The 22,510-nt window shown below is 41.9% G+C and carries 19 protein-coding genes and 2 tRNA genes; 13 read left to right on the top strand and 8 right to left on the bottom strand.

The window, feature by feature from the left end; translation table 11 throughout:
- Window positions 1–123 precede the first annotated feature (123 nt).
- The 5 genes from J0L60_10455 (at window position 124) to J0L60_10475 (ending at window position 1,652) form a co-directional block, all read left to right on the top strand.
- Entirely contained in the window at window positions 124–330 is a 207-nt protein-coding gene (locus J0L60_10455) for a DUF2281 domain-containing protein (protein ID MBN8546537.1), read from the top strand.
- Window positions 327–641: a type II toxin-antitoxin system VapC family toxin gene (locus J0L60_10460; protein ID MBN8546538.1), complete on the top strand. Its 315-nt coding sequence runs from the start codon at window positions 327–329 to the stop codon at window positions 639–641. The genes J0L60_10455 and J0L60_10460 overlap by 4 nt, the downstream gene beginning before the upstream one ends.
- A 187-nt stretch (window positions 642–828) precedes the next feature.
- Window positions 829–901 (top strand) — tRNA-Gly (locus J0L60_10465).
- A gap of 216 nt (window positions 902–1,117) precedes the next feature.
- Window positions 1,118–1,192: transfer RNA gene (locus tag J0L60_10470), tRNA-Val, on the top strand.
- A gap of 352 nt (window positions 1,193–1,544) precedes the next feature.
- Complete coding sequence (locus J0L60_10475) at window positions 1,545–1,652, top strand: DUF433 domain-containing protein (GenBank protein ID MBN8546539.1); 108 nt, start codon at window positions 1,545–1,547, stop codon at window positions 1,650–1,652.
- A gap of 94 nt (window positions 1,653–1,746) precedes the next feature.
- On the opposite strand, the gene J0L60_10480 is transcribed toward J0L60_10475, so the two are convergent.
- Window positions 1,747–2,574 (bottom strand): hypothetical protein, encoded by an 828-nt coding sequence (locus J0L60_10480; protein ID MBN8546540.1) that lies wholly within the window; start codon window positions 2,572–2,574, stop codon window positions 1,747–1,749.
- 87 nt (window positions 2,575–2,661) lie between these two features.
- Window positions 2,662–6,291, bottom strand: a complete 3,630-nt coding sequence (locus tag J0L60_10485) for a multifunctional oxoglutarate decarboxylase/oxoglutarate dehydrogenase thiamine pyrophosphate-binding subunit/dihydrolipoyllysine-residue succinyltransferase subunit (protein ID MBN8546541.1) — start codon at window positions 6,289–6,291, stop codon at window positions 2,662–2,664.
- A 130-nt stretch (window positions 6,292–6,421) separates the two neighbouring features.
- On the opposite strand from J0L60_10485, the gene pdxH reads away from it, so the two are divergent.
- Window positions 6,422–7,075 carry a pyridoxamine 5'-phosphate oxidase gene (pdxH, locus tag J0L60_10490; GenBank protein ID MBN8546542.1) on the top strand — a complete coding sequence of 218 codons (654 nt, stop codon included), beginning with the start codon at window positions 6,422–6,424 and terminating at the stop codon, window positions 7,073–7,075.
- Window positions 7,076–7,090: 15 nt separating this feature from the next.
- Here pdxH and J0L60_10495 read toward each other — a convergent pair whose 3' ends face one another.
- Window positions 7,091–7,945, bottom strand: coding sequence for an EamA family transporter (locus J0L60_10495; protein ID MBN8546543.1), 855 nt, complete (start codon window positions 7,943–7,945; stop codon window positions 7,091–7,093).
- Window positions 7,946–8,117: 172 nt separating this feature from the next.
- On the opposite strand from J0L60_10495, the gene J0L60_10500 reads away from it, so the two are divergent.
- The 7 genes from J0L60_10500 to J0L60_10530 are packed head-to-tail and all read left to right on the top strand — an operon-like array spanning window position 8,118 to window position 15,196.
- The gene (locus tag J0L60_10500; GenBank protein ID MBN8546544.1) at window positions 8,118–8,747 is read left to right on the top strand and encodes a TetR/AcrR family transcriptional regulator; all 630 of its coding nucleotides are present in this window, start codon (window positions 8,118–8,120) and stop codon (window positions 8,745–8,747) included.
- The gene (locus tag J0L60_10505; GenBank protein ID MBN8546545.1) at window positions 8,734–9,702 is read left to right on the top strand and encodes an efflux RND transporter periplasmic adaptor subunit; all 969 of its coding nucleotides are present in this window, start codon (window positions 8,734–8,736) and stop codon (window positions 9,700–9,702) included. Before J0L60_10500 ends, J0L60_10505 begins: the two co-directional genes overlap by 14 nt.
- A 56-nt stretch (window positions 9,703–9,758) precedes the next feature.
- Window positions 9,759–10,673, top strand: a complete 915-nt coding sequence (locus tag J0L60_10510) for an ABC transporter ATP-binding protein (protein ID MBN8546546.1) — start codon at window positions 9,759–9,761, stop codon at window positions 10,671–10,673.
- 4 nt (window positions 10,674–10,677) lie between these two features.
- Window positions 10,678–12,000, top strand: coding sequence for a TolC family protein (locus J0L60_10515; protein ID MBN8546547.1), 1,323 nt, complete (start codon window positions 10,678–10,680; stop codon window positions 11,998–12,000).
- Entirely contained in the window at window positions 12,000–12,929 is a 930-nt protein-coding gene (locus J0L60_10520; GenBank protein ID MBN8546548.1) for an ATP-binding cassette domain-containing protein, read from the top strand. The genes J0L60_10515 and J0L60_10520 overlap by 1 nt, the downstream gene beginning before the upstream one ends.
- A 1-nt stretch (window position 12,930) precedes the next feature.
- The gene (locus J0L60_10525) at window positions 12,931–14,064 is read left to right on the top strand and encodes an ABC transporter permease (GenBank protein MBN8546549.1); all 1,134 of its coding nucleotides are present in this window, start codon (window positions 12,931–12,933) and stop codon (window positions 14,062–14,064) included.
- Between the two features lies 1 nt (window position 14,065).
- Window positions 14,066–15,196, top strand: coding sequence for an ABC transporter permease (locus J0L60_10530; protein MBN8546550.1), 1,131 nt, complete (start codon window positions 14,066–14,068; stop codon window positions 15,194–15,196).
- A 61-nt stretch (window positions 15,197–15,257) separates the two neighbouring features.
- On the opposite strand, the gene J0L60_10535 is transcribed toward J0L60_10530, so the two are convergent.
- The 5 genes from J0L60_10535 to J0L60_10555 form a co-directional block, all read right to left on the bottom strand.
- Window positions 15,258–16,244, bottom strand: a complete 987-nt coding sequence (locus J0L60_10535; protein ID MBN8546551.1) for a DUF4249 family protein — start codon at window positions 16,242–16,244, stop codon at window positions 15,258–15,260.
- A gap of 1 nt (window position 16,245) precedes the next feature.
- Complete coding sequence (locus J0L60_10540) at window positions 16,246–18,447, bottom strand: TonB-dependent receptor (protein MBN8546552.1); 2,202 nt, start codon at window positions 18,445–18,447, stop codon at window positions 16,246–16,248.
- A 395-nt stretch (window positions 18,448–18,842) separates the two neighbouring features.
- Complete coding sequence (locus J0L60_10545) at window positions 18,843–20,144, bottom strand: T9SS type A sorting domain-containing protein (GenBank protein MBN8546553.1); 1,302 nt, start codon at window positions 20,142–20,144, stop codon at window positions 18,843–18,845.
- 68 nt (window positions 20,145–20,212) lie between these two features.
- Window positions 20,213–21,451, bottom strand: coding sequence for an IPT/TIG domain-containing protein (locus J0L60_10550; protein ID MBN8546554.1), 1,239 nt, complete (start codon window positions 21,449–21,451; stop codon window positions 20,213–20,215).
- A 35-nt stretch (window positions 21,452–21,486) separates the two neighbouring features.
- The gene (locus tag J0L60_10555) at window positions 21,487–22,503 is read right to left on the bottom strand and encodes a PorV/PorQ family protein (protein MBN8546555.1); all 1,017 of its coding nucleotides are present in this window, start codon (window positions 22,501–22,503) and stop codon (window positions 21,487–21,489) included.
- Window positions 22,504–22,510: the final 7 nt, after the last annotated feature.

A 22,510-nucleotide genomic window follows, 5' to 3' on the forward strand; every position in this document is an offset into this window, starting at 1 on the left:
TCGCGGAGGGAGGCTCATGAGTCGCGGAATGTCAGGAAGTTGAAAAGATTCGGCGTATTTTTTTTATTTATTTTTTTATTTCAATTGTTTATATTTCATATTGAATAAATCGAAAGCTAAATCATGGATGAATCAACTATCCTGTCGAAATTTAATACTCTTCCGGAAACTCTGAAAAAAGAAGTCCTGGATTTTATGGATTTCTTAATCCAGAAGAAACAGAATGATTCTGATAATAAGCATCCGGTCTCCGGTTGTATGAAAGGTACATTTAAGATGAAAGATGACTTTGACGAACCACTGGAAGACTTTCAGGAATATATGAAGTGAAAATTCTTATGGATACCCACGCACTTATCTGGTTTGGCGAGGATGACGAAAAACTGCCTGATTCTCTGAAAGTGATTCTGAGTCAGAAAAACAATTCTATTTTTGTCAGCGTTGCTTCGTTGTGGGAAATGGCTATTAAAATCAGTCTGAACAAGTTGTCAATCTCAGTATCATTCGATGAAGTAATAGAATTGGTGAAATCTAATGGTTTTGAAATCCTCCAAATCTCAGAATCTCATTTATCAGAACTACTAAAATTACCATTTATACATCGTGATCCATTCGACAGAATATTAGTTGCTCAATCTTAATCTGAAGATTTTTTGTTTGTAAGCCGTGATGAAATTTTCAATTCGTACGAAGTTAGAAGATTGTGGGCCTGAATTATTCTGTTCTGAATATTTATTCTGTTTTCAACCGATTTGGCATTAAATTTTCCCCAATCAAAGAATTATCCCTTGAAAAAGACACGATTTTTTCGTAAATTTGGAATTACAAGCGAGCGTAACTCAGTCGGTAGAGTGTCAGCTTCCCAAGCTGAATGTCGCGGGTTCGAATCCCGTCGCTCGCTCAAGATTTCAGAAGATTTACGCGGGTTCTGCCATAGGCATCCCTTCGGGAGATTCCCGTCGCTCGCTCAAGATTTCAGAAGATTTACGCGGGTTCTGCCATAGGCATCCCTTCGGGAGATTCCCGTCGCTCGCTCAAAGTTTTTTAAATATTTTGTAAAAAGACTTGTATAAATTCGCAAAAATCGCTAAATTTACAGTCTAAAATTTTTGAAGTCGGGCGTTTAGCTCAGTCGGTTCAGAGCATCTGCCTTACAAGCAGAGGGTCCGGGGTTCGAATCCCTGAACGCCCACAAAAAAGCCTCAAAACAGCGTGTTTTGGGGCTTTTGTTGTTTTAAATGGTTTTGGAAAATCATCTAATAGAGCTATAATTTGCTTAATTTAGCCTGTTTTGACCTGAATTATTGCCGACTCGCTGCCACTTTCGCTGCCAAATAATTCCTGAATATACTTTCACAAAGATCAACTGAATATAAAAATAAACGATTTTGGAGCATTCAGCCGTGAATCAGATTCTTTTTTGAGTAGACGGTTTTTACCTCAAATTAATTACAGGTAATTATTTTGTGTTCTAATTTTTAAGTCTTTTGTTGAATAAACAAATCTGATTGATTTACTTTATTAAATAAAATAATCTCAAAACAATTCAGAGCGAAAAACGAATTGGTGAACCTTGCGTGAGAGATACCAGAATTAGAGTCTATGATGTGTTAAGTCGGCTTTCTACCCGGATGTCGCCGCGAGGGCTATAATGAAGTTAGGTGCCGCTTTCTACCCGGATGTCGCCGCAAGGGCCGAAACTTCAGCATTTCAGACTTCATCCCTCAGACTTCGCCCATGATATTCCTACTTCTTCGACATGAACCCTGTTTCATATTTCACAACAGTCTCTATGCTGTTTCTAAGTCCGGAATTACCATAAGAATAGACATTCGGGTACCGTTCGGTGATTTTTTGCATCAGGTCATTTTTGTAGGTGATATCGGTAATTGAGTACAATTGATCCCGTTCGAAGATGTAGATATATCTGTTTTGCGACCATCTTCCCTGATAGTCGAAAGAGTTTTCTATTCTTAAACCACCATCCCGATTGCTTAGAATTTCTCTTCCGTTAAGATCGTAGGCAATTACTACATCTACTTTCTTTGTCTTGTGAAGGAACCTGTCGCCGGTTTTTTTGTAGTCACCCGCTTCAAGCAACTTCCCTTTGTCGTAAACAAAATTGAAAACGATTTTCTCGTCCGGCGGGGATTGAGTCAGGATGGAATTGATTTGCCCGAGAGTATCACGGGTGTAGCTTGATATTTTTGAGGTAGATCCGGTTTTGCAGGTGTAACCAACAAGCTTGTCGTTGTCATTCCAGGAAAACTCGAACGATTGTTTCGCGAATTTATCTCCCGGTTTTATTACCGACAGTGTCAACAATCCTTTGGGAGAATAGGTAAAAATGGCAACAGTGTCCTGATCGATTATATGAAATTCTTTTGAAATGCCATTTTTCCTGACGGCAGCAACATGGTAGGGCATCATCTTTTCTCTGTTCATGCTCCCCATCTCCCGGTATCCCCAGTCATCACTGTTGAGTCCCTGGGCGGGAATAAACTCCTGGGAGAAGGAACTGACAGTAAGCAAACAAACGAGAACAATTAAAAATATATTAGGAAACTGTTTCATATACCGATCTTTTTCAAAAATAATTAGATGTGACCAAATTTAGAAGAACCAAAGGGGACTGCTCCACTTCGCAGCCCCCTTTTTATTTCATAACATCGTAAATGCTGTCCTGATTATTGCTTCCTGCTGTCTGGCAGCAAGTTTGCCCGAACCGACTGCGGGGCTTGCGCTTTCTGGTCTGCCGACATACTGAACGCTCAAATCCTTTTTTAGAATTTTGTAGATTCTGGGACGAATGAAGTTCCAGGCACCCATATTTTTCGGTTCTTCCTGTACCCAGAGCAATTCCTCGATATTTGAATATGAGTCGAGTATTCCGGCAAGCATTTCTCCTTCAAACGGATACAACTGCTCAGCTCTCACGATGGCAACATCCGTAAAATTGTTCTCTTTTCTGAATTTGTCGAGCTCATAGTAAATCTTGCCGCTCGTCAGAAGAACTTTTTTCACTTTCTTTTTATCGAGTCCTGAAGTGTCGTCAAGGAACTCTTTGAATGTCCCTTCAAGGAAGTGCTGCTTTGGTGATCTTGCTTCAGGCAGACGAAGAAGACTTTTCGGTGACATTACAACCAGCGGACGAAGAATATCCTTCTTCATCTGTCTTCTCAGGAGATGGAAATAGTTCGCAGGATCGGAGAGATGGCAGACTTCCATATTTTCCTGAGCACAAAGAATCAGGAATCTTTCGAGTCGTGCACTTGAGTGCTCGGGTCCCTGACCCTCAAAACCGTGAGGCAGAAGAAGAACGAGGTTATTGGGAGTATCCCATTTTTCTTTTGAAGCCACAATAAAATTGTCGATAATGATCTGGGCACCGTTCACAAAGTCACCGAACTGTGCTTCCCAGATAACTAGACAGAGCGGATCAGCCGTGCTGTAGCCATACTCAAACCCCATTACAGCAGCTTCTGAAAGGTTACTGTCGAGAATTTCTGCCCGTGCCTGATTTGTATACATGTGATTAATCGGGAAATACTCCTGACCGGTCACCACATCGGTAAATGCCATGTGCCTTTGTGTAAAAGTACCACGGACACAATCCTGACCGCTCAATCGAACCGGAATCCCCTCTTTAACCAGGGAAGCGAATGCGAGAAATTCGGCTGTTGCCCAGTCGGCGAGTCCGTCATCCGAAGTGACTATATCCTTCCTTTTTTCAAGGAATTTCACGAGTTTTGGATGCAGATTAAACCCTTCAGGAAGTGACGAACCCTTGATCAGCAAATCTGAAAGTTCTGATTCAGAAAGTGCAGTGTCGTGTTCCTTCTTTTGGGTAGCAATCTTTTCAGTATTAACTGCGAGAGGAATATCAATTTTGAATTGTATTTTTCTTTTTGCAACTTTTTGAAGAGCGTCCTCAAGTTTCTTGTTGTAGTCGGATTCCATCTGCTTCAACTCATCGAGAGTGATGACTCCTTCAGCAACAAGTTTTTGACCATACTGTTTCGTAACGGATGGATGTTTCTTGATTTTTGCGTAAAGAATTGGTTGTGTATAACCCGGGTCGTCTCCCTCGTTATGTCCGTGTCTTCTGTAACCGACAATATCGATCACTACATCTTTTTTGAATTTCTGACGGTAGTCGAAAGCTATTCTGATAACATGAAGCACCGACTCGGGATCATCACCGTTAACATGGAAAACAGGTGCCTGTACAATCTTCGCCACATCTGTAGCATAAACTGATGAACGGGCTTCCTCGGGGGTGGTGGTAAAACCAATCTGGTTGTTTGTCACGATATGAATGGTGCCGCCTGTCTTGTATCCTGCAAGCTGAGAGAGATTGATGGTCTCGGCAACAACTCCCTGTCCAGCAAAAGCTGAATCACCATGCAACAGTACCGGAATAATGTGACTTCTGTCGATATCACCTGTCCGGGTCTGTTTCGCTCTCACGATTCCTTCCACAACAGGGTTCACCCATTCAAGGTGACTCGGATTTGAAGCGATTGAGACACCGATTTCCTTGCGGGTTCTAGTCTTTACTTTGTTATAGGCGCCAAGGTGATACTTCACATCACCCGAACCGGCATATGAATTCGGATCGACAATATCTTCAAATTCAGAGAGAATTGAATCGTATGATTTACCTACTATATTTGTGAGGACATTTAACCTTCCGCGGTGTGCCATGCCAAGAACAATTTCTTTTACATTGTTATCGGCTGCTATGGTAAGCAACTGATCGAGTGCGGGGATGGTGGATTCAAGACCTTCCAAAGAAAATCTCTTGTGTCCGACAAATTTCGTATGAATAAAATGTTCAAATCCTTCGGCTTCGATAAGCTTGTTTAAAATCTGCTTTTTAGTCGGATTATCGAGGTTTGGCTTATTCTCAACAGGCTCCATTCTGTTTTGAAGCCATGCTTTTTCGTCACTCGACTGGATATGCATATACTCGACACCGATATTTTCACAGTAGGTACGATGCAGCTTCTCAAGGATTTTCCGAAGTGTAGCCGTTTTATATCCGCCAAAATCATGTGTGAGGAACTGCCTGTCGAGATCCCAGACCGTAAGCTGATAAAATATCGGATCAAGCTCATGGTGGTAGGTGGTGTTCTTGCCGAGAGGGTCGGTTGTTGCAATCAGATGCCCGCGAACACGGAACATGTTTATCATCTGGCGGACTCTTCCCTGCTTGGCTATCTCTTCGTAACTCGTGTGGCCGTTGCTGAACGCCGGCTCCAGATCGCTTTGCCATTTGTGAGGAAGCATCGGAATTTTCAGACTCTCGAACAACTCTTCGTAAAAATCATTTTCGCCCAGAATCATTTCACTTATCTTCTTGAGGAAAAGACCCGACTCGGCTCCCTGGATGATTCTGTGATCATAAGTGCTGGTGATGGTCATAACCTTGCTGATACCAAGACTGGAAACTGTCCCCGGTGACATTGCGACATATTCTGCGGGGTATTGGATTGCGCCTGTCGCAACAATGGTCCCCTGACCCGGCATCAGTCTGGGAACTGATGATATGGTGCCCAAAGTACCGGGATTTGTCAATGAAATGGTGGTTCCCATAAATTCTGAGGGGTCAATCTGTCCGGTACGGCTTCTTTTTACAAGGTCTTCATAAGTATCGAAAAACTTTTTAAAATCCATTGTATCAGCAGCTTTGATGTTTGGAACCATCAGATTTCTGCTGCCGTCTTTTCTCTCGACATCAATTGCGAGACCGAGATTTATATGTTCTCTGTTTATTACAACCGGTTTACCGTCCTTTTCAGAGTAAGCGTTGTTCATCGAAAGATAGAATTTCGTTGCCTGAACAATAGCCCAGCCGATAATATGGGTAAAACTTACCTTACCTCCCCTGACTTTGGCGAGGTGGGCATTAATAAGCAGTCTGTTCTCTTCAAGAATCTTCACCGCAATACTTCTGATTGAAGTTGCTGTCGGAATTGTAAGTGAACTCTCCATATTTTGCAGAATTTTTGCCGCACCGCCTGCAATCACGCGGGTTGTGTCCCCCGGAAGTGGCTGAGGCGCAGGAAAAGTCCTGGCAGGCACGCCGCTCTCTGACCTGTTTCCGGTTTGTGCCTGTGGTTCCTGCTCTACTGTGGAAGTCTCTCCTGAAAAATACTTCTTCCACTGCTCGGGAACTGCTGCCGGATTGTCCTTATACTCCTCGAAGAGATACTCCACAAACCAGCTGTTTGAGCCAAATTCTTCAACAAATTGTTGTTTATCTTTTGGTGAACCGTTTTCACTCATAATTTTTGCAATACTCTTATTATTTTTGAATGATCTGTCGTATATATTCGTTCTTTAATTGTGATTCGCCCTCTCAATTAAGAACAAAAATTTAAACAAGAAAAGTAATCAAATTAACGGAACTAAAGAAATGCCAAATCGTGATAACCATCATATTGCCCATCTAAGAAAGAATTATCAACTCATGGGACTGGATGAAAACTCGATAAAGACAGACCCGATGGAACAGTTTTCCCTCTGGTTCAATGCTGCCCTCGAATCTGAAATTACCGAACCAAATGCAATGATTCTCTCCACAGTCTCTCCTGAAGGGTCACCTTCCTCCAGGACTGTCCTCTTAAAAGGACTTGAAGCCGACGGATTTATCTTTTTTACAAATTATGAGAGTGAAAAAGGAAGGCAAATCGGCAATAACGACAATGTGGCAATTTTGTTTCTCTGGCTCGATCTCGAAAGACAGGTAAGGATAACGGGCAAAGCATCGAAAATAGACAGTTTGGCATCCGAGACCTACTTCAAATCGCGACCCGTTGACTCACAAATCGGTGCCTGGGTTTCCAGTCAAAGTGAAGTGGTACCGGGCAGGGAATATCTGGAAAAGAAATTTGAATCGATGAAACAAAGATTTTCCGATGGTGAGATTCCTCTGCCTCCATTTTGGGGCGGTTACAAAGTGGTACCGTCAAAAATGGAATTCTGGCAGGGTCGCCCAAACCGGCTGCATGACAGAATCCTCTACACCCGTGCGGGAAATAAGTGGAAAATTGAAAGACTTTCTCCATAAGAAGAGAAAATCAGTCTAAAATGCGGGTTTTCGCCTTCGCCTTTTTTCGATCATCAATGTTCTGAGAGCTATTGCAAGCACGATAATCACACCACCGATAATTGCATAGAATGAGGGCGTTTCCCCGTAACCGATTAAAACCCAGACGGGGTTAAGAACCGGCTCTATCATCGCGAGAAGTGAAGCTTCAATTGCCTCCACTTTATTTATTCCATAACTGAAAATCACATAAGCGATGCCAATCTGGAAGATTCCCAGATAACCTACCATCAGAAAATCATTTGTTGAAAGTGCCGGCATGTCAAAAAGTGAGTATGCACAAAACAGAGCTACAAAGAAATTGCCCCAGAAAATGGTGCTCCATTTGTAATCTTCACCAGACTTCCTCATCCCAAGAAACATACCCGTAAGACACAATCCCGAAATAAGTGCGAATGTATTCCCCTCTATATCGCCGGGAGACAGTTTTCCAACAAAGAAAAGTGCCATTCCAATGAAACAGAAAACTATCGTAATGAGATTTATTCGTTCAAATTTAGTCTTTAGCAGAAGCGGTTCAAGAATGAGGACATAAATCGGTGCAGTATATTGCAGAAAAATTGCATTTGCTGCAGTAGTCAGTTTCGTCGCCATCACAAAAAACACAAGGACTCCCGCATAGAAGAGCCCTGTCATCAAAGACCAGCCGTTAAATTTTAATGCCTTCCCTCGAAACAAAAGAAGTATCACCAGTCCGGCAAAGAAAGACCTGAAAAATGACAGTTGAATCGAGTTCAGGCTTATCAGTTTTATAAATAATCCACCTGTGCTCCAAAGAAGTGCGGCGATTACGACGGCGATGATACCTTTTTGATGAAGGGATTTCTCCAAGGGGGAACCTTAATTTTTGAAAATTACGAGTGTAAATTTAACCCAATAACCCTTTTATTTATCTTTCTTCAAATTAATTTGTTAAAACTGCAATAAAATGGAAACTTACTATTGACTTTTAAGTTTCCATATAGTATTTTAGAAACTGTAATTATTAATTTTAGTTTCCATAATGCAAAAAACAGATATTAAACTAGAGATCGCCCTGTATGCCTTTTCCCTCTACAGAGAAAAGGGATTTATGACAATTCCCATGGATGAGATCGCAAAAGGGATGAAGATCAGTAAAAAGACGATCTACAAATATTACAATTCGAAAGAAGAGCTTGTAGAGGCTGCTTTCCGATCGTTCATCTTAAAGGCGTCTACGGTGGTCGGTGAAATAATGCAGAAAGATGTCCCTTCGGTGGTAAAACTTGTGTTCATTCTAAAACACATGCTGACGGAGACAGCCATGATTTCCACTGTGCTCTTCAAAGAACTCCAGACAGAAATGCCTCTTCTTTGGAAGGATTTCGACGATTTTCGGAGTGAAATGATGAGAAAAACCATTTCTAAAATTTACGCTCAGGGAAGAGAGGAAGGATACATAAAAGAATATCCCGTCATTTTTATTGTGACGATTCTGGTTGCATCGATAAGAGAAATACTAAAAAAAGAATTTCTCGATCAGTCGGGATATACAATCAACGAATCCCTTTCCCTCTTCTACAAATTTTTGTTCAACACAATTCTGACCCCCAAAGGGAAGGAAGAATTTTCAACTATGATCTATGGAGTTATACAGAATGAGAATATTTAGGATTCTCTCAGTTTTGCTTTTTACCGGTCTGATTTTAACCGGATGCAAAAAAGAAACCGACACTTCCAAAATTAAAGTCTCCGGGAATCTTGAGGCTATCAGCGTAACACTCTCCTCACAAACGCCCGGACTTGTCGTCAATTTCCCTTTCGAAGAAGGAGATGTGGTGAAGGAGAATGACACAATCGTCAAGATTGATGATTCCAATCTGCTTCTTCAACTTGCAAAGACCGGAGCGCTAATAGAAGGTGCAGACGCCCAATACAGTCTGCTTCTAAGCGGTGCCCGAAAAGAGGATATCAAGCAGGCAGAGGAAGTGGCGTCACAACTAGAGGCAAACGTGCAACTTGCTGAATCTGATTTTGCCCGCATTAAAAACCTTTACGGCACCGGGTCGATGACGAAAAAGCAATATGATGATGCTGAAACACGCTTGAAAGTACTTCGATCTCAACTGGATGCGGCAAAGGAAAACCTTCAAAAAGTGAAAACCATTGTCAGACCTGAAGAACTTAAATCGGCAGCAGCCCGGAAAAAGGAAGCATCAGCGAGTGCAGATATCCTGAAAAATGCCATTGAGAAATGTTTCGTTATCTCCCCCATCTCAGGTAAAATTGTCAAAAAATATGTTAAAAAAGGAGAGGTTGCCGGTGCCATGTCGTCACTGGTTAAAATTTCCGCACAAGACGAACTCGATTTAATCGTCTATGTACAGGAAACCGACCTGGGCAAAGTAAAGACGGGTCAAACGGTTGATATAAAAATTGACAGCTACCCGAATAAATCCTACACAGGCAAGGTAATCTTCATTTCACCCGAGGCAGCCTTCACTCCCAAAAATATACAGACCGAGGATGAAAGAACCCGTCTCGTATATGAAGTGAAGGTCAGAGTAAAAAATCAGAATAATGAGTTAAAAGATGGAATGCCCGCTGATGCGTTTATCAAATTATAGTTCGTTCACTTCTGACCCGTTTGAAAGCCGCCTGAAATGCCACGAGGTTCGATAATATGCCGGTGATAGAGATAACTTCGCTAAAAAAAACATACGGCGAGACTTTGGCTGTAAACTCGATTGACCTTTCAATTCTGGAAGGTGAAATGTTCGGGCTGGTGGGTCCAGACGGAGCGGGAAAAACAACGACGATGCGAATACTTTGCGGATTGACGAAACCAACCGGCGGATCAGTCACCATTTTCAACAAGGAATTATCAAAAGCAAAAAAGGATATCCAAAACAATATCGGATATCTCTCACAGAAGTTCTCTCTATATGGAGACCTGACAGTCGATGAGAATATCAGGTTTTTTGCGAACATTCATAATGTAAGGCATTTCGAAGAGAGAAGAGATGAGTTACTTGAACTGATGAGACTTATCAAATTCCGGGACAGATTTGCGGACAAGCTTTCAGGTGGAATGAAACAAAAGCTCGCCCTCGCTTGCTCTCTGATTCACAAACCAAAAATATTGTTTCTCGATGAACCAACCACTGGAGTTGATCCTGTCTCCCGAAGAGATTTTTGGAAGATACTCTCTAAACTCCAGGCCGATGGCATCACAATTCTGCTTACCACTCCCTATCTTGACGAAGCAGAAAGATGCAACCGTATCGGATTGATGAACAGAGGAGAAATAATCGCCCTCGGAAAGCCACAGGAAGTGAAAGACACAGTCGATATGTCTGTCCTGGAAATTTACTGTGATGAAGTAAGAAAGGTCTCCCGGATTATCAGGGAAAATCTGAAATATGACACACAGGCATTCGGTGACAGAATAGATATTCTTTCCCAAAATCCTGAAGATGTATTGATCGATGTGACGGGACTATTAAAGAAACATAATCTGGCAATTACAGAATCCAGAATCATCTCACCTTCACTCGAAAATATTTTTATCCACCTCGTAAGCAGTAATTACAAGTAATGACATGAAAAAATATAAATTATCAACCATTCTGTTGTTCTTCACACTTTTTGTGACCGGTGTACCGGCGCAAACTTTTAGTCTTGAGGATTGCATTAAAGCCTCGTTGGACAACAGTCGTCCGCTCGCTCTGAACAACTCCGCGATACAACAAAATTTGGGAAAAGTAAAAGAAGTTGCAGCAATGAAACTTCCCCAGTTAAAATTCCTCGCGTCGTATTCGAGACTGAGCGACATACCAAACTCAGAGATAAAGCTCCCGTTCCTGCCCTCTCCCGTGGTTTTGCAGGAGCCCATACTGAACAATTATGCCTTGAGACTCAGCCTGACTCAACCTCTATTCACAGGACACCGGTTATCGTCTCAAGAGAAGAGTGTTGAGATTTCAACCGAGGCATTGAAGTCAGATAACGAAATAATAAAAAACGATGAAGCCATAAAAACGATTGCGGCCTATTACAATCTCGCGGCTGCGAATGAACAACTGGCGGTGATTGAAGAAAATATCACAACCCTCAAAAAGCGGTTGTCTGATGCGAACGATTTTTACAAAAACGGACTGATTACCAGAAACGACATCTTAAAAATTGAAGTGCAAATATCCAACACCCTTTCCAAAAAAATTGATGCTGAGACGGCAATCCTTGCTGCCAAAGCACAGTTAAACCTCGCGATCGGAAGAAGCGTCGATTCACCGATTGAGATCAACAAGTTTTCATGGGCTGAGCCGGCTACTGCAATTGACTTTGAGACGCTAAAACAGACTGCGGAGACCAACAGAGGTGAGTTCAAAACACTCGCAATCAAACAAAAGGTTTTGGAAGAGAACATGAATGTCGCCAAAGCAGGTTACCTACCTGAAATTTATCTTGGTTCGAACCTCTACTACACCAATCCCTCTCAAAGAATTTTCCCTCAAAAGGACGAATTCCGGGCAACCTGGGATGTCTCCTTGAGTCTGCAATGGAATGTCTGGGACTGGGGTGCCACTTCTGCCAAGGTTGATCAAGCCACAGAAAGCATCAAAAGTCTTGGCACGACAAAACAACAGCTTTCGGATGCGGTTTCCAATGAAGTCTATCAAAATTATCTCCAGTATACCGCTGCCAGGTCCAAATTGAAAAATCTTGAGATCACTCTGGAACAGGCAAATGAAAACTACAGGGTGACACTCGAAAACTTTAATGCTCAGGTGGCAACAGCTGCCGATTTGCTTGAAGCTGACAATTCCCTTTTCGCTGCAAAAACGAGCCTGCAACTTGCAAAAATCGGCATTGTCCTGTCGGGCTATAAACTTCTGAAGTCAACAGGAAAGAGGTTGTATTAATGCAATACGCCATCGAGGTAAGCCGGCTCACTAAAAAATTTGGAGATTTTGTCTCTGTCGATGAGGTTAGTTTTTCGATTCCACAAGGCGAAATTTTTGGATTTCTGGGAGCCAATGGTGCCGGAAAATCTACAACAATCAAGATGCTTTGCGGATTGCTTGAACCAACTTCGGGGGATGCTTTGGTTGGCGGTTACAGCATCATGAATGAGCCTGAAAAAGTGAAAGAAAACATCGGCTACATGTCTCAAAAGTTCAGTCTTTACAACGACCTTTCAGTGGAAGAGAACATCAATTTTTTTGGCGGGGTTTACGGTCTGGAAAGAAGCGAACTTGCTGAAAGGAAAAAATGGGCTCTCGAAGTATCCTTTCTACAAGGGAGAGAGAAGACCGTCACAGGAAGCCTCCCCGGAGGCATAAAACAGCGGCTCGCACTTGCAACAGCAGTAATCCACAAGCCAAAAATCGTATTTCTCGATGAACCTACAAGTGGTGTTGATCCAATCTCAAGAAGAGCTTTTTGGGAGCTTATCAACTCACTTTCAGAGGAAGGTATTACTGTTTTTGTAACCACCCACTACCTTGAAGAAGCCGAGTATTGTGCCAATATCATCCTTATTAATGCAGGGAAAATAATTGCCGAGGGCACACCAACCGAGTTGAAACAGGACCACATCAAATCAAGGGTATTGGAAATCAGTTCTAACAACAGTGTTGAGTTGATGAACAAAATTTCTGAATCACATCTGAATGGTGAGATCTCCATTTTTGGAGACAAAATTCACTTCATTCCGGCAGATAATGCTGCTTCCAATGTTGAAACAATCCGGTTCCTTAATACAAATTTCTCAAATTTTGATATGAACATCTCTGAGATACTCCCCTCCCTTGAAGATGTTTTCATTCATCTTATCGAAAAAAAATATTGATATGCTTAAAACTGTTTTTGCAATCGCAGGCAAGGAATTCAAACATTTAACAAGAGACCGAAGACTCTTCGGAATCCTGATGTTCTTTCCCGTTTTTCTACTGGCATTCTTTGGATATGCCGTTAATTTTGATGTGAAGCAAATTAAAACTGCTGTAATCGACCTTGACGGATCCCCTTCGAGCCGCAGGTTTATCAGCGAGATGACCTCTACCGAGTATTTTGCAAAACCGCTTTATACTCACGACATGTCATCGATCAGGCACTTGCTTGACAGCAGAACGGTAACTGCTGTTATAACGATACCCGAAAAATTTGAGGAAGAACTAAAGCGGGGTGAAAAAACAACAGTTCAATACCTCATCGACGGTGTGGATGCAAACACCGCTGTGATTGTATCCAACTATATTGAAGCCGCAATCGGGTTGTTCAATTCCAAATACAGGGATGAGGAACTCGCAAAAACGGGATTAAAGGTTAATCCACCGGTTAAGATTTCACCTAAAATACTTTATAATCTGGAGCTAAAAAGCTCTCTGTTTTTTGTACCGGGTTTGATTTCAATGATTCTCGTGATCACAGCAGTAGTCAGCGTTTCCCTGTCACTCGTCAGAGAGGAAGAAAGAAACACAATCGAGCAAATTCGGGTCTCCCCTGTCTCTTCCTTTTCATTGCTTATCGGCAAGATAACCCCTTACCTGCTTCTTGCATACCTGAATGCAGTTATGATACTGATTGTCGGGTATTTTCTTTTTGGTGTCGAGACAAAAGGGAGCTATTTCGATCTGGTTTACACGACATTTGTGTTTCTTCTTGCCTGCACCTCACTCGGAATTCTGGTTTCAGTAATTTCAGACAACTCACAAGTGGCATTTACTTTAGGGCAGTTTATATCGCTCCTGCCGGCACTTCTTTTGTCCGGGTTTGTATTTCAGATTGACAGCATGCCACCTCTCATTCAGATTCTTACAAATATTACACCGACTAAATTTTTTAACCGGATTCTAAGAGCAATAATTCTTCGGGGAACGGGACTTCCCACATTCTACAAAGACATGATCAGTCTTTTTATTTATACAGGTGTAACACTCGGACTTTCGCTCATCATCTCCAAAGTTAAAGAGAGGAAAGCCTGATATGAAAATCGTATTGCGAATTATTTTGAAGGAGTTCCAGCAATTCAGGCGGGATCCAAAAATGTTCGGTATCATTCTTGTCGCACCTGTAATGCAGTTGATTTTTCTCGGATATGCTGCGACTCTCGACATAAAGAGCGTAAAAACCATAGTTTATGATACCGACAGATCGGAAATGAGCAGAAAACTGGTGAGGGAATTTGAAGGCAGCACCTATTTTATTGTGAACGACTACCTCTACAACTACGATGCTGTTTACAAAAAGATGGATGAGGGGAATACAATTGCTGCGATTATCATACCAAAAGACTTCGAAAAAGATATCAACCGGGGTGAGTCGGCTACAATCCAGGCAATTTTTAACGGAAGTGACGGAAACACAGCATCAATCGCTGCAGGGTATGTATCCAAAGTCATTGGAAAGTTTGCGGGAAATGTAGCCGGCGACAAGCTCAAACTTCGGGGTATCACCAGACTCCCCTCGGGTGAAGTCACCTCGCAATACAGGATCTGGTATAATCCCGCTGTGGAGTCGAGATACTTTATGGTGCCATCCATCGTAGGGCTACTTCTCAGTCTGATAACTCTTTTGTTAACCTCTCTTGCCATAGTAAAGGAAAAAGAAATTGGCACCCTTGAACAGTTGATTGTTACACCGATCAAGTCATGGCAGCTCATCGCAGGGAAACTGATTCCATTTGTTATGCTTGGATTTGTAACAGTTGTTCTGGTGCTAACTGCAATGAGGGTAATATTCGGAATAGAGGTTAAGGGGGATGTGGTATTTCTTTTCTTCTCGGCATTTATCTACATTCTCTCAACTCTGGGTCTCGGATTGCTCGTATCAACATTCAGCAAAACCCAACAACAGGCAATGATGGTTGCCACATTTGGTGTAATGATGCCTCTAATTTTCCTCTCGGGTTTTTCCTTCCCGGTAGAAAACATGCCCGACATTTTTCAAAAAATCAGCATAATAATTCCGCTAAAATACTTCATCCTGATCATTCGCGGTGTTATACTGAAAGGCTCCGGTTTCGCCGAACACTGGCAGGATGTCCTCGCAATGTTCATCATCGGAACCGTAATCCTTGGAATCAGCATCCTAAGGTTTAAGAAGAGAATTTCTTAATTATGAGTTATGAATTATTAGTTATTAGTTTAACTCATAATTCATAAGTAATAACTCATAATTACTTGATTCGGTATCCAAACTTTGTGACATACCTGGAGTCAAACTCTTCCTGGTAGGTGGAGGTGAAATAGGTACCAAAGAGACCGTAGCCACCGGAGATGTTGGTGAAGACCTGCTCATCAAGGCGGAGGCTGAAGTTGTCGAGGAATCCGTTTACGCTCGAGTAGTAAAATGAAAGAGGCGCATCGTATTCGGTTGATTCGAAAATAACATGAAGCGCCCGGAATTGTGATTTATCCTCTACACCCTCGGAGATTTTGTTCATTGCCCAGTCGAAGGAGGTAAGTTCATAGGAGGCTTCCTCATCTCTATTAGCAACGGGATATATTGGCGTTTCGACGCCGTTTCTGTTAATCACTCTAAGCGGCACTTCAATTGTGCCAGGCACTTCCCTGTTATTTACCAATTTCGAGTAATAAATCTTCATCTTTGGAAATGTAAGGTTCAACTCCTGCGAAGTCCAGTAGAAGGTCCAGTTTTTGCCGTACTTAAATGGATCGACATCAGTTGTAAATCCACGCGGAAATGGAATGGAGTTTTCGTAGTTAAGATACTGTGGTACTTTCGTTCCTGAAGTCAGCACTTTACCGTTTTGCAGCCTTGCAGTGATCGTTATCGTATCATTTGCATAGAGTGGAATTGCCTTCCCGAAATAAAATTTCTGCGGGCCCTTATATCTGGATGAATCTTTCCGGGCTACCATGGAATCTTTTAGTATGTAAGTATCCCCTCGAAATCTAATTTCTACCCGGGCACCGGCAATCTCGGGATCCTCTGTGTTCAGAAGCGGATCGGTACCGGGGGCATCATAAACTTTTGCCAGGATTACTTTCGGGACAACGAACTTGCCGATCTCCTGTCCTGGAGTAATTGAGTAGAGGACATAGCCCTCCTTAAATTCAGATCTGGGAGAGAAACTTTCTTCACACCCTGTCATCAACAGAGAGATGAAGAGAATACTTATTGTTGAAAGAATCTTTTTCATGCTAAAACTCAGCTTTCACGAAAATTGCAGGGAGAATCGGGAGTTGATCAATTCTCTTTCCGGTTTTTTTATCAAAATAGTAGATGTTGGCGCGGTTGTAGGCATTTATTACACTCGCACCAATTGTAAAGTCTGCGAAGGAAGTCGAAAACTTTTTGGTGACCGAAATGTCAAGTCTGTGATACCATGGCAATCTTCCCGAATTCTTGGTATCATAGATAAACTGTGGTTCGTAGTTGTTGAAAATATCTATCGGTGTTGTACCATCAAGGAGGAGTTTGTTGAAAAATCCCGAAATCGGTGTAAACGGCATTCCTGATGAAAGCACCCAGTTTGCGGTGAACTGCCAGCTGTCACCCGGATTGATACCTGCAAGAATACTCAATGAATGCCTGACATCATACCTTGGCGGATAAGTAAGGTCTTTTGCCTTTTTCTCAGCCCAGCCGAGTGCATACGAGGCTCTTGCATAAAAAATGCTTCCGTCAAATTTAAGTGACGACTCAATACCGTAAGAGACTCCCTCAATATTCTTGAAGTCGAACTGTATCGAAGTAAATTTCTTTTCATTCACTTCCATCAGATTCGACATCACTTTGTAGTAAGCCTCCACTTCAAGAAGGAATTTATCTGTAAAGTAGGAAGTGAAGCCCGCAATAAAGTGTGTTGCCTCGGCTGCAGTTATGTTATCAGGAATGATTACCCATGGTTCAAACACCGAAATCAGTTCATCCTCATTAGCAAGAGAAACCATCTCCTGTGAGTATCTGCCGAATGCAAATTTAAAGATCATCAAACGGTTGAGGAGGTATGTCAGGCTGATTCTTGGTTCAAAAAGAAATGGTCTTTTTTCTGACATCGAAATAAAATTGAATCGCATTCCAAGATCGAGTCCGACATCATCCCAACGGAAAAACCGGTAGTTGAAGTAACCGGCAAGAGCATTTTTTGTGTTCTTAAAGTCAATTTCCCGCTCCAACTGATTCACCTGTTTCAAAGAAGTGGAAATATTTTTATTCTGAAGACCAAAAAGGAGCTGATCTTTGCTGTCATAAATGTATGCAAAATCGGCATTTATCGTGAAATCAGTTACATTGTTCTCACGGGGCTTCGAACCGCTGAAGTTTGGCTCCACTTTAGCCATGTAATGCGAAAATGAGAAAATAACATCGGAGACCAGTGGTGAACCATCCCAAATCTTGCTCCACTTTAGTCCACCAATATTGTTTCTGATGTGATAATCTTCAAGTAAAGGGTCGCTGTTAATAACCTGGTCGCTGCTAAGAAAGAGGTTCGCACTGAATTTACTGTTGGGATCAATATAAGCAGGTGAGTAATTCACTTTTAGCGAAAGATCGTAAAAATCGAAGGGTGTCTCTTTGTTGTTCAAGTATTTTTTCAGAATCCCCGACCAGTAACTTTTTCGTCCTGTTAACAGGAATGAACCATCTGGGATGGGTCCCTCGGCTGCTACTTTTCCGGAGAGCAATCCAGCCTGAATTGTCCCTTGATAAAAATTCTTGTTCCCGTCACGGGTAATGATATTTAAAATTGAGGAGAGCCTGTCCCCCATCGCGGGAGTAAAGCCACCTTTATAAAATTCGAGTGATGAAATAATTTCAGGGTCAATTACCGAGAAGATTCCAAGAGCATGAAAGGGGTTATAAACAGTTGCACCGTTAAGAAGCACAAGATTTTGGTCGCTGCCACCACCTCTTACATAATATTTCGCGGTTGCATCTCCGGTAGTATTCACCCCCGGGTTGTTCTGAATAACACGAAAGATATCCGCTTCAGCTCCGACGGGTTGAAGTTCTATATCCTTGATTGATATTTTCTCAAGTCCCAAATCAGTTTCATTTTCACGGGCATTTCTCTCCCCGACTATCGTAACTTCATTGATATTCACTGAAGAACGGGAGAGTTTCAGGTTAAGTTCGTTGATTACACCCGATTTTATATCGATTTCCACCTCTTTTTTGATGTATCCGATATAAGAGAAAAGTACTGTTCGCTTCCCTGCAGGTACAGACGGAATGAAATAGTAACCCGAACTGTTGGTTGAGGCACCAAGTTTAGTGGTCTTTATCGTAACATTTGCATACGGAATAATCTCACCGCTTAATGAGTCGGTAACAATTCCCCGAAGACTTCCCTGAGACTGAGCAGGTACCTGCAGCAAAAACAAAAGCGTAATTAACATTAAAAATAATGTGTAATTTCTTCCTGTTTTTTGTCTGGTTGATTTATTTGGCGAGGTTGATTTATTGATTGAGGCAGTAAGAGCAGGAATTGAAGGCATGAAATAATTTCTTTAATAATTTACACAAGTTTGAAATCATAACTTCAAACTTCGCAGATAGCGTTAACAAAAAATAAATAATTAATATCCTTAATTTAGCGATAATTTCTGATTCAGACGGTTCTTTTCAATGTCAGCCAATTACAGGGAAACACAGAACAGAAGGCATTCTTAAAATTCTTACCCATCATGCGCATCGTGTTCAAAAAAAAAAGGCTGCCCCTTTCGAGACAGCCTTAAAAACAGTTCAGATGATAGTGATCAGGAAATTAATACCTAATACCTAATACCTGATTTTATTTCATAAGAAGCATCTTGTTTGTAAGTCTTACATTGTTTGAAACAACTTCATAGATGTAAGTACCGGAAGCAAGTTTCGATGCATCAAATGAGTAAGCATACATACCTGAATTCAGGTTTTCGCTGACCAATGTTGCAACTTCTTTACCAAGGATATCATAAACTTTCAAGGTTGTGAAACCTGCACTCTTCAATGAGAATCTGATCTCTGTTGAAGGGTTGAAAGGGTTAGGATAGTTCTGGAAAAGTTTGAAATCTTCAACATTCATGCCAAGGTCTTTAATGCTGGATGGATTCGGGTTAATGAATCTCTCGATTGGTGGATAGTTAGCTGAACCAAAGCATGTTACATAAGCAGTGTCACCTGAAGCTGTGAAACTGATACCGCGTGGTCTTGAGTCAGTTGCGCCTGGATACATGTTCCATAACAAGCTGTCTTTGATTTCGCCGGAAACAGGATCGTAAGCATACCAGGCTCTGTTTGCCCAGAAAGTGGTGGCACCCGGATATCTGTTTGGTAAATCATTGTTTGAACCTGAAGAAGCCCAAAGAAGATTGTATTTTCTGTTCCAACCAAATGATTCAGAATCAAAACCTTTGAGGATGGTATCTGTTACTGTGAATGGTGAAAATTCATCAGGTCTGGTATATTTGAGGATTGCATGATTTGTGTAACCAGCCCAGTAAATTGTGTTTCCATCTGCGCCAACTTCGAATGATCTTGAGAAACCAACTGATGAATCAACTGCGTTTCCGAGGAAGTTGAAGGAAGGATCCCAAATTTTAATCGGGTTTCCGGGAGCAACATTAGCCGTGAAGAAATTTCCATTGCCGTCTACAGCGTTTGCAACACCCGATGCTCCAATGGTATTTCTAAGTTTACCTTTGGAAAGACCTGTTTTGTAGTCAATCTTATGGGTAAAATCAAAGAATGTGGCAAGGATATCACCATCAGGATGAGCTTTCAGACCACGGCCTGTGTTTGCCACGAGTGAGTCAGGGCTGACGCCTGGACCTACGAATACTTTAATTGGTGAGAATGAAGCCTGTGTTCCATCCGGGTTGAAGCAAAACAGAGCGCCGCATTTAACCCATGCGTTACCGTTCCAAATTGAGTCAGCGTTTGAAGCATAAGGGGCAAACCATATTCTTCCGTAAGGGTCAACAGCTACACCGTGACCACCGGTCGAAAAACGGTAATGGGTTGTATCCGGGAAATATCCGTTAAAGGTCCAACCTTGAGCGAATGCTCCCGCTGTCAGCAACATGAATAAAAGAAGTGCAGACAATTTTTTCATTTTGTATCTCCTAAATGAGTTGATGTTGAGTTGTTAAAATAAGCATTTAACATTAAAAATCTAATTAATTATTTTCTACCGGAATAAGCAGCACCCTGAACACCCATAAGAACTTTTACAATGGTTTGGTCATTGGCTTTACCGGAGACCAGACCCGAAGATCTTGTGTAGTATAGGTTTGTACCATTATCCCATGTAAGATACATTGCGTTTAATGGAAGAAATACACCCGGATAATGAACTGATACACTTCCTGCAGGAGTAACTTTCAAAATCGGTTCAGTATTGTTTGTCGCCAGGAAAATATTACCGGTAACATCCATTGTAAACTGATTGATATAAACATTATAACCAACAGCAGTACCAAGATTAACAACCGTCTGAGGGTTGGCTCCGTCAATATCACCGTTTGCATCCATTGGGAATTTGTAAAGGATCGAGGATGAGTCTTTCTTTACGGCAACATATACAGCATTGTTATAAACTCTGATTGCTGTTGCGTTGGCTGCAAATGCATAAGATTTCAGAACCTTTGTGGGGCTTACCCTGAAAAGTGATGCGTTGTCGCCACATGCCCAGATATTTCCCGCATCATCGAAATCGATGTCAATGATTTTTACTGTAGCCGGTGTGATAGCAAACCATGAGGCTATCGCAGCACCTTCAGTCATTCTGAAAATGGCTCTGAGTGAATTTCTTACACCATAAAGTGCACCGTCGGGTCCGATCTTTAGACTGGTGAAGACATAACCGCCACCAATTGATGGGGTAAAGTTAGTCTTGACACCGGCAGGTGTAACCTTAACAATGTTATTTGTTACGCCGCTTGAGAGAAGCGAAAAATACATGTTTCCGTTTTTATCGAATTCGATAGCCGATGGCTGCTCGAAACTCTGAAATACCAATGGAAACTGGGCTGCCTGAATCAGTTTTACAACAACCGTGTTGCTGAAAGCCAAAGCACCTTTTACTCTTACCTTTACCAGAGCATTCTGACCGGCTTCAGTAACAACTCCGGCTCTAACCTTGAGCTCAGTAGCAGTTGCAGAGAGAATGGTTCCGGTACCGGTGTTGAAATAAACTGTGTTTTCTTCAGGAACCGTTGAGAAATTTGATCCATTGATCGTTATTTCAGTGATACCACTGTAACCGCTGTCCGGGGTGACCGTCGAGATGACGGGATCAGGTTTAACGGCAACATTAGGATCAAACAGAGTGGTAGTCTTATCGTTTCCACACCCGGAGAAGAGTATCATAGCAGATATCAGAATATATGCCGGGAGCAGAACTGTTTTAATTTTATTCATCAAAATTGCTTTCATTTTTTTAACCCGTCTGATAGTTAATACTCAAATCTGACTGTGAAATTGTGAACCGAGCTAAATACTCCAAATGGGGTATAAGCATAGTCAACCGCCATTCTGATCCCTTCCAGTTCAGGTCTAAGACCAAAGCCGAGGCTGTATTTTTTCTCGTCATTAGGGAATGAGACACCTCCGCGGAGGTAAACCCATTTCATAAAGCTGTATTCACCACCGATGTATAACTGTTCAGGATAATCTCTCGGGTGGGAAACATCCACAGCCAGCAGGAATGAATGCTGTTTCGCCAGTTCGGGGAAAAGATCGATCATGTTCATTGCAACACCAATTTTGAAGTTGAGTGGCAACTGAAAACCGTCTTCCTTGTATTTGATCTCGGTCGAGAAATTCCTGACACTCATACCAAAATTAAGGCTTTTGAACCCTGTTTTGTAGAAAATACCAAAATCGAATGCCAATGTCGAAAGAGAATTCTCTTCGGTAACCATCTGACCGGTATTGTCGAAAGTAATAGGGCTGACACCAAGATTCTGGCGGACATATTTAACCTGACCACCGACACTGAATTTTTCAGAAAGGGCATTGGCGTATCCAACACCTATCGAAATGGCTGTCGGGCTGAATGTACCGACATCTCTGTAACCTCTTTCAGTGCTTCCATCGACTACTGTCATAAGCAGATCGCCGTAATTAACAGCCATTACAGTAGCACCAAATTTTCCCCATGCCGGATCACTTGGTTGAAATGAAAAGCTTGAATAAACATAATTGATGTCGGCGATCCACTTGTTAACGCCGGCTGATACATCCATTTTACTGTCACCAAATGCAAGTGAAGCCGGGTTATAAAAGAGGGCTGCTGAATTTGAGGTGATAGCAGTAAATGTTTCTCCCATACCGGTTGCTCTTGCATCGGTTGGAGCAGATAAAAACTTCATTCCAGACTGTGCTAACTTGGTCCGTTGACCAAATGTCTCAGACTGGAGAAAGCATACGGCAGCCAAAATAATAGCCGTAAATAATAGATACTTTTTCATATTCTTT

The organism is Ignavibacteria bacterium, from assembly GCA_017302895.1.
Classification (GTDB): Bacteria; Bacteroidota; Ignavibacteria; order Ignavibacteriales; family Ignavibacteriaceae; genus UTCHB3.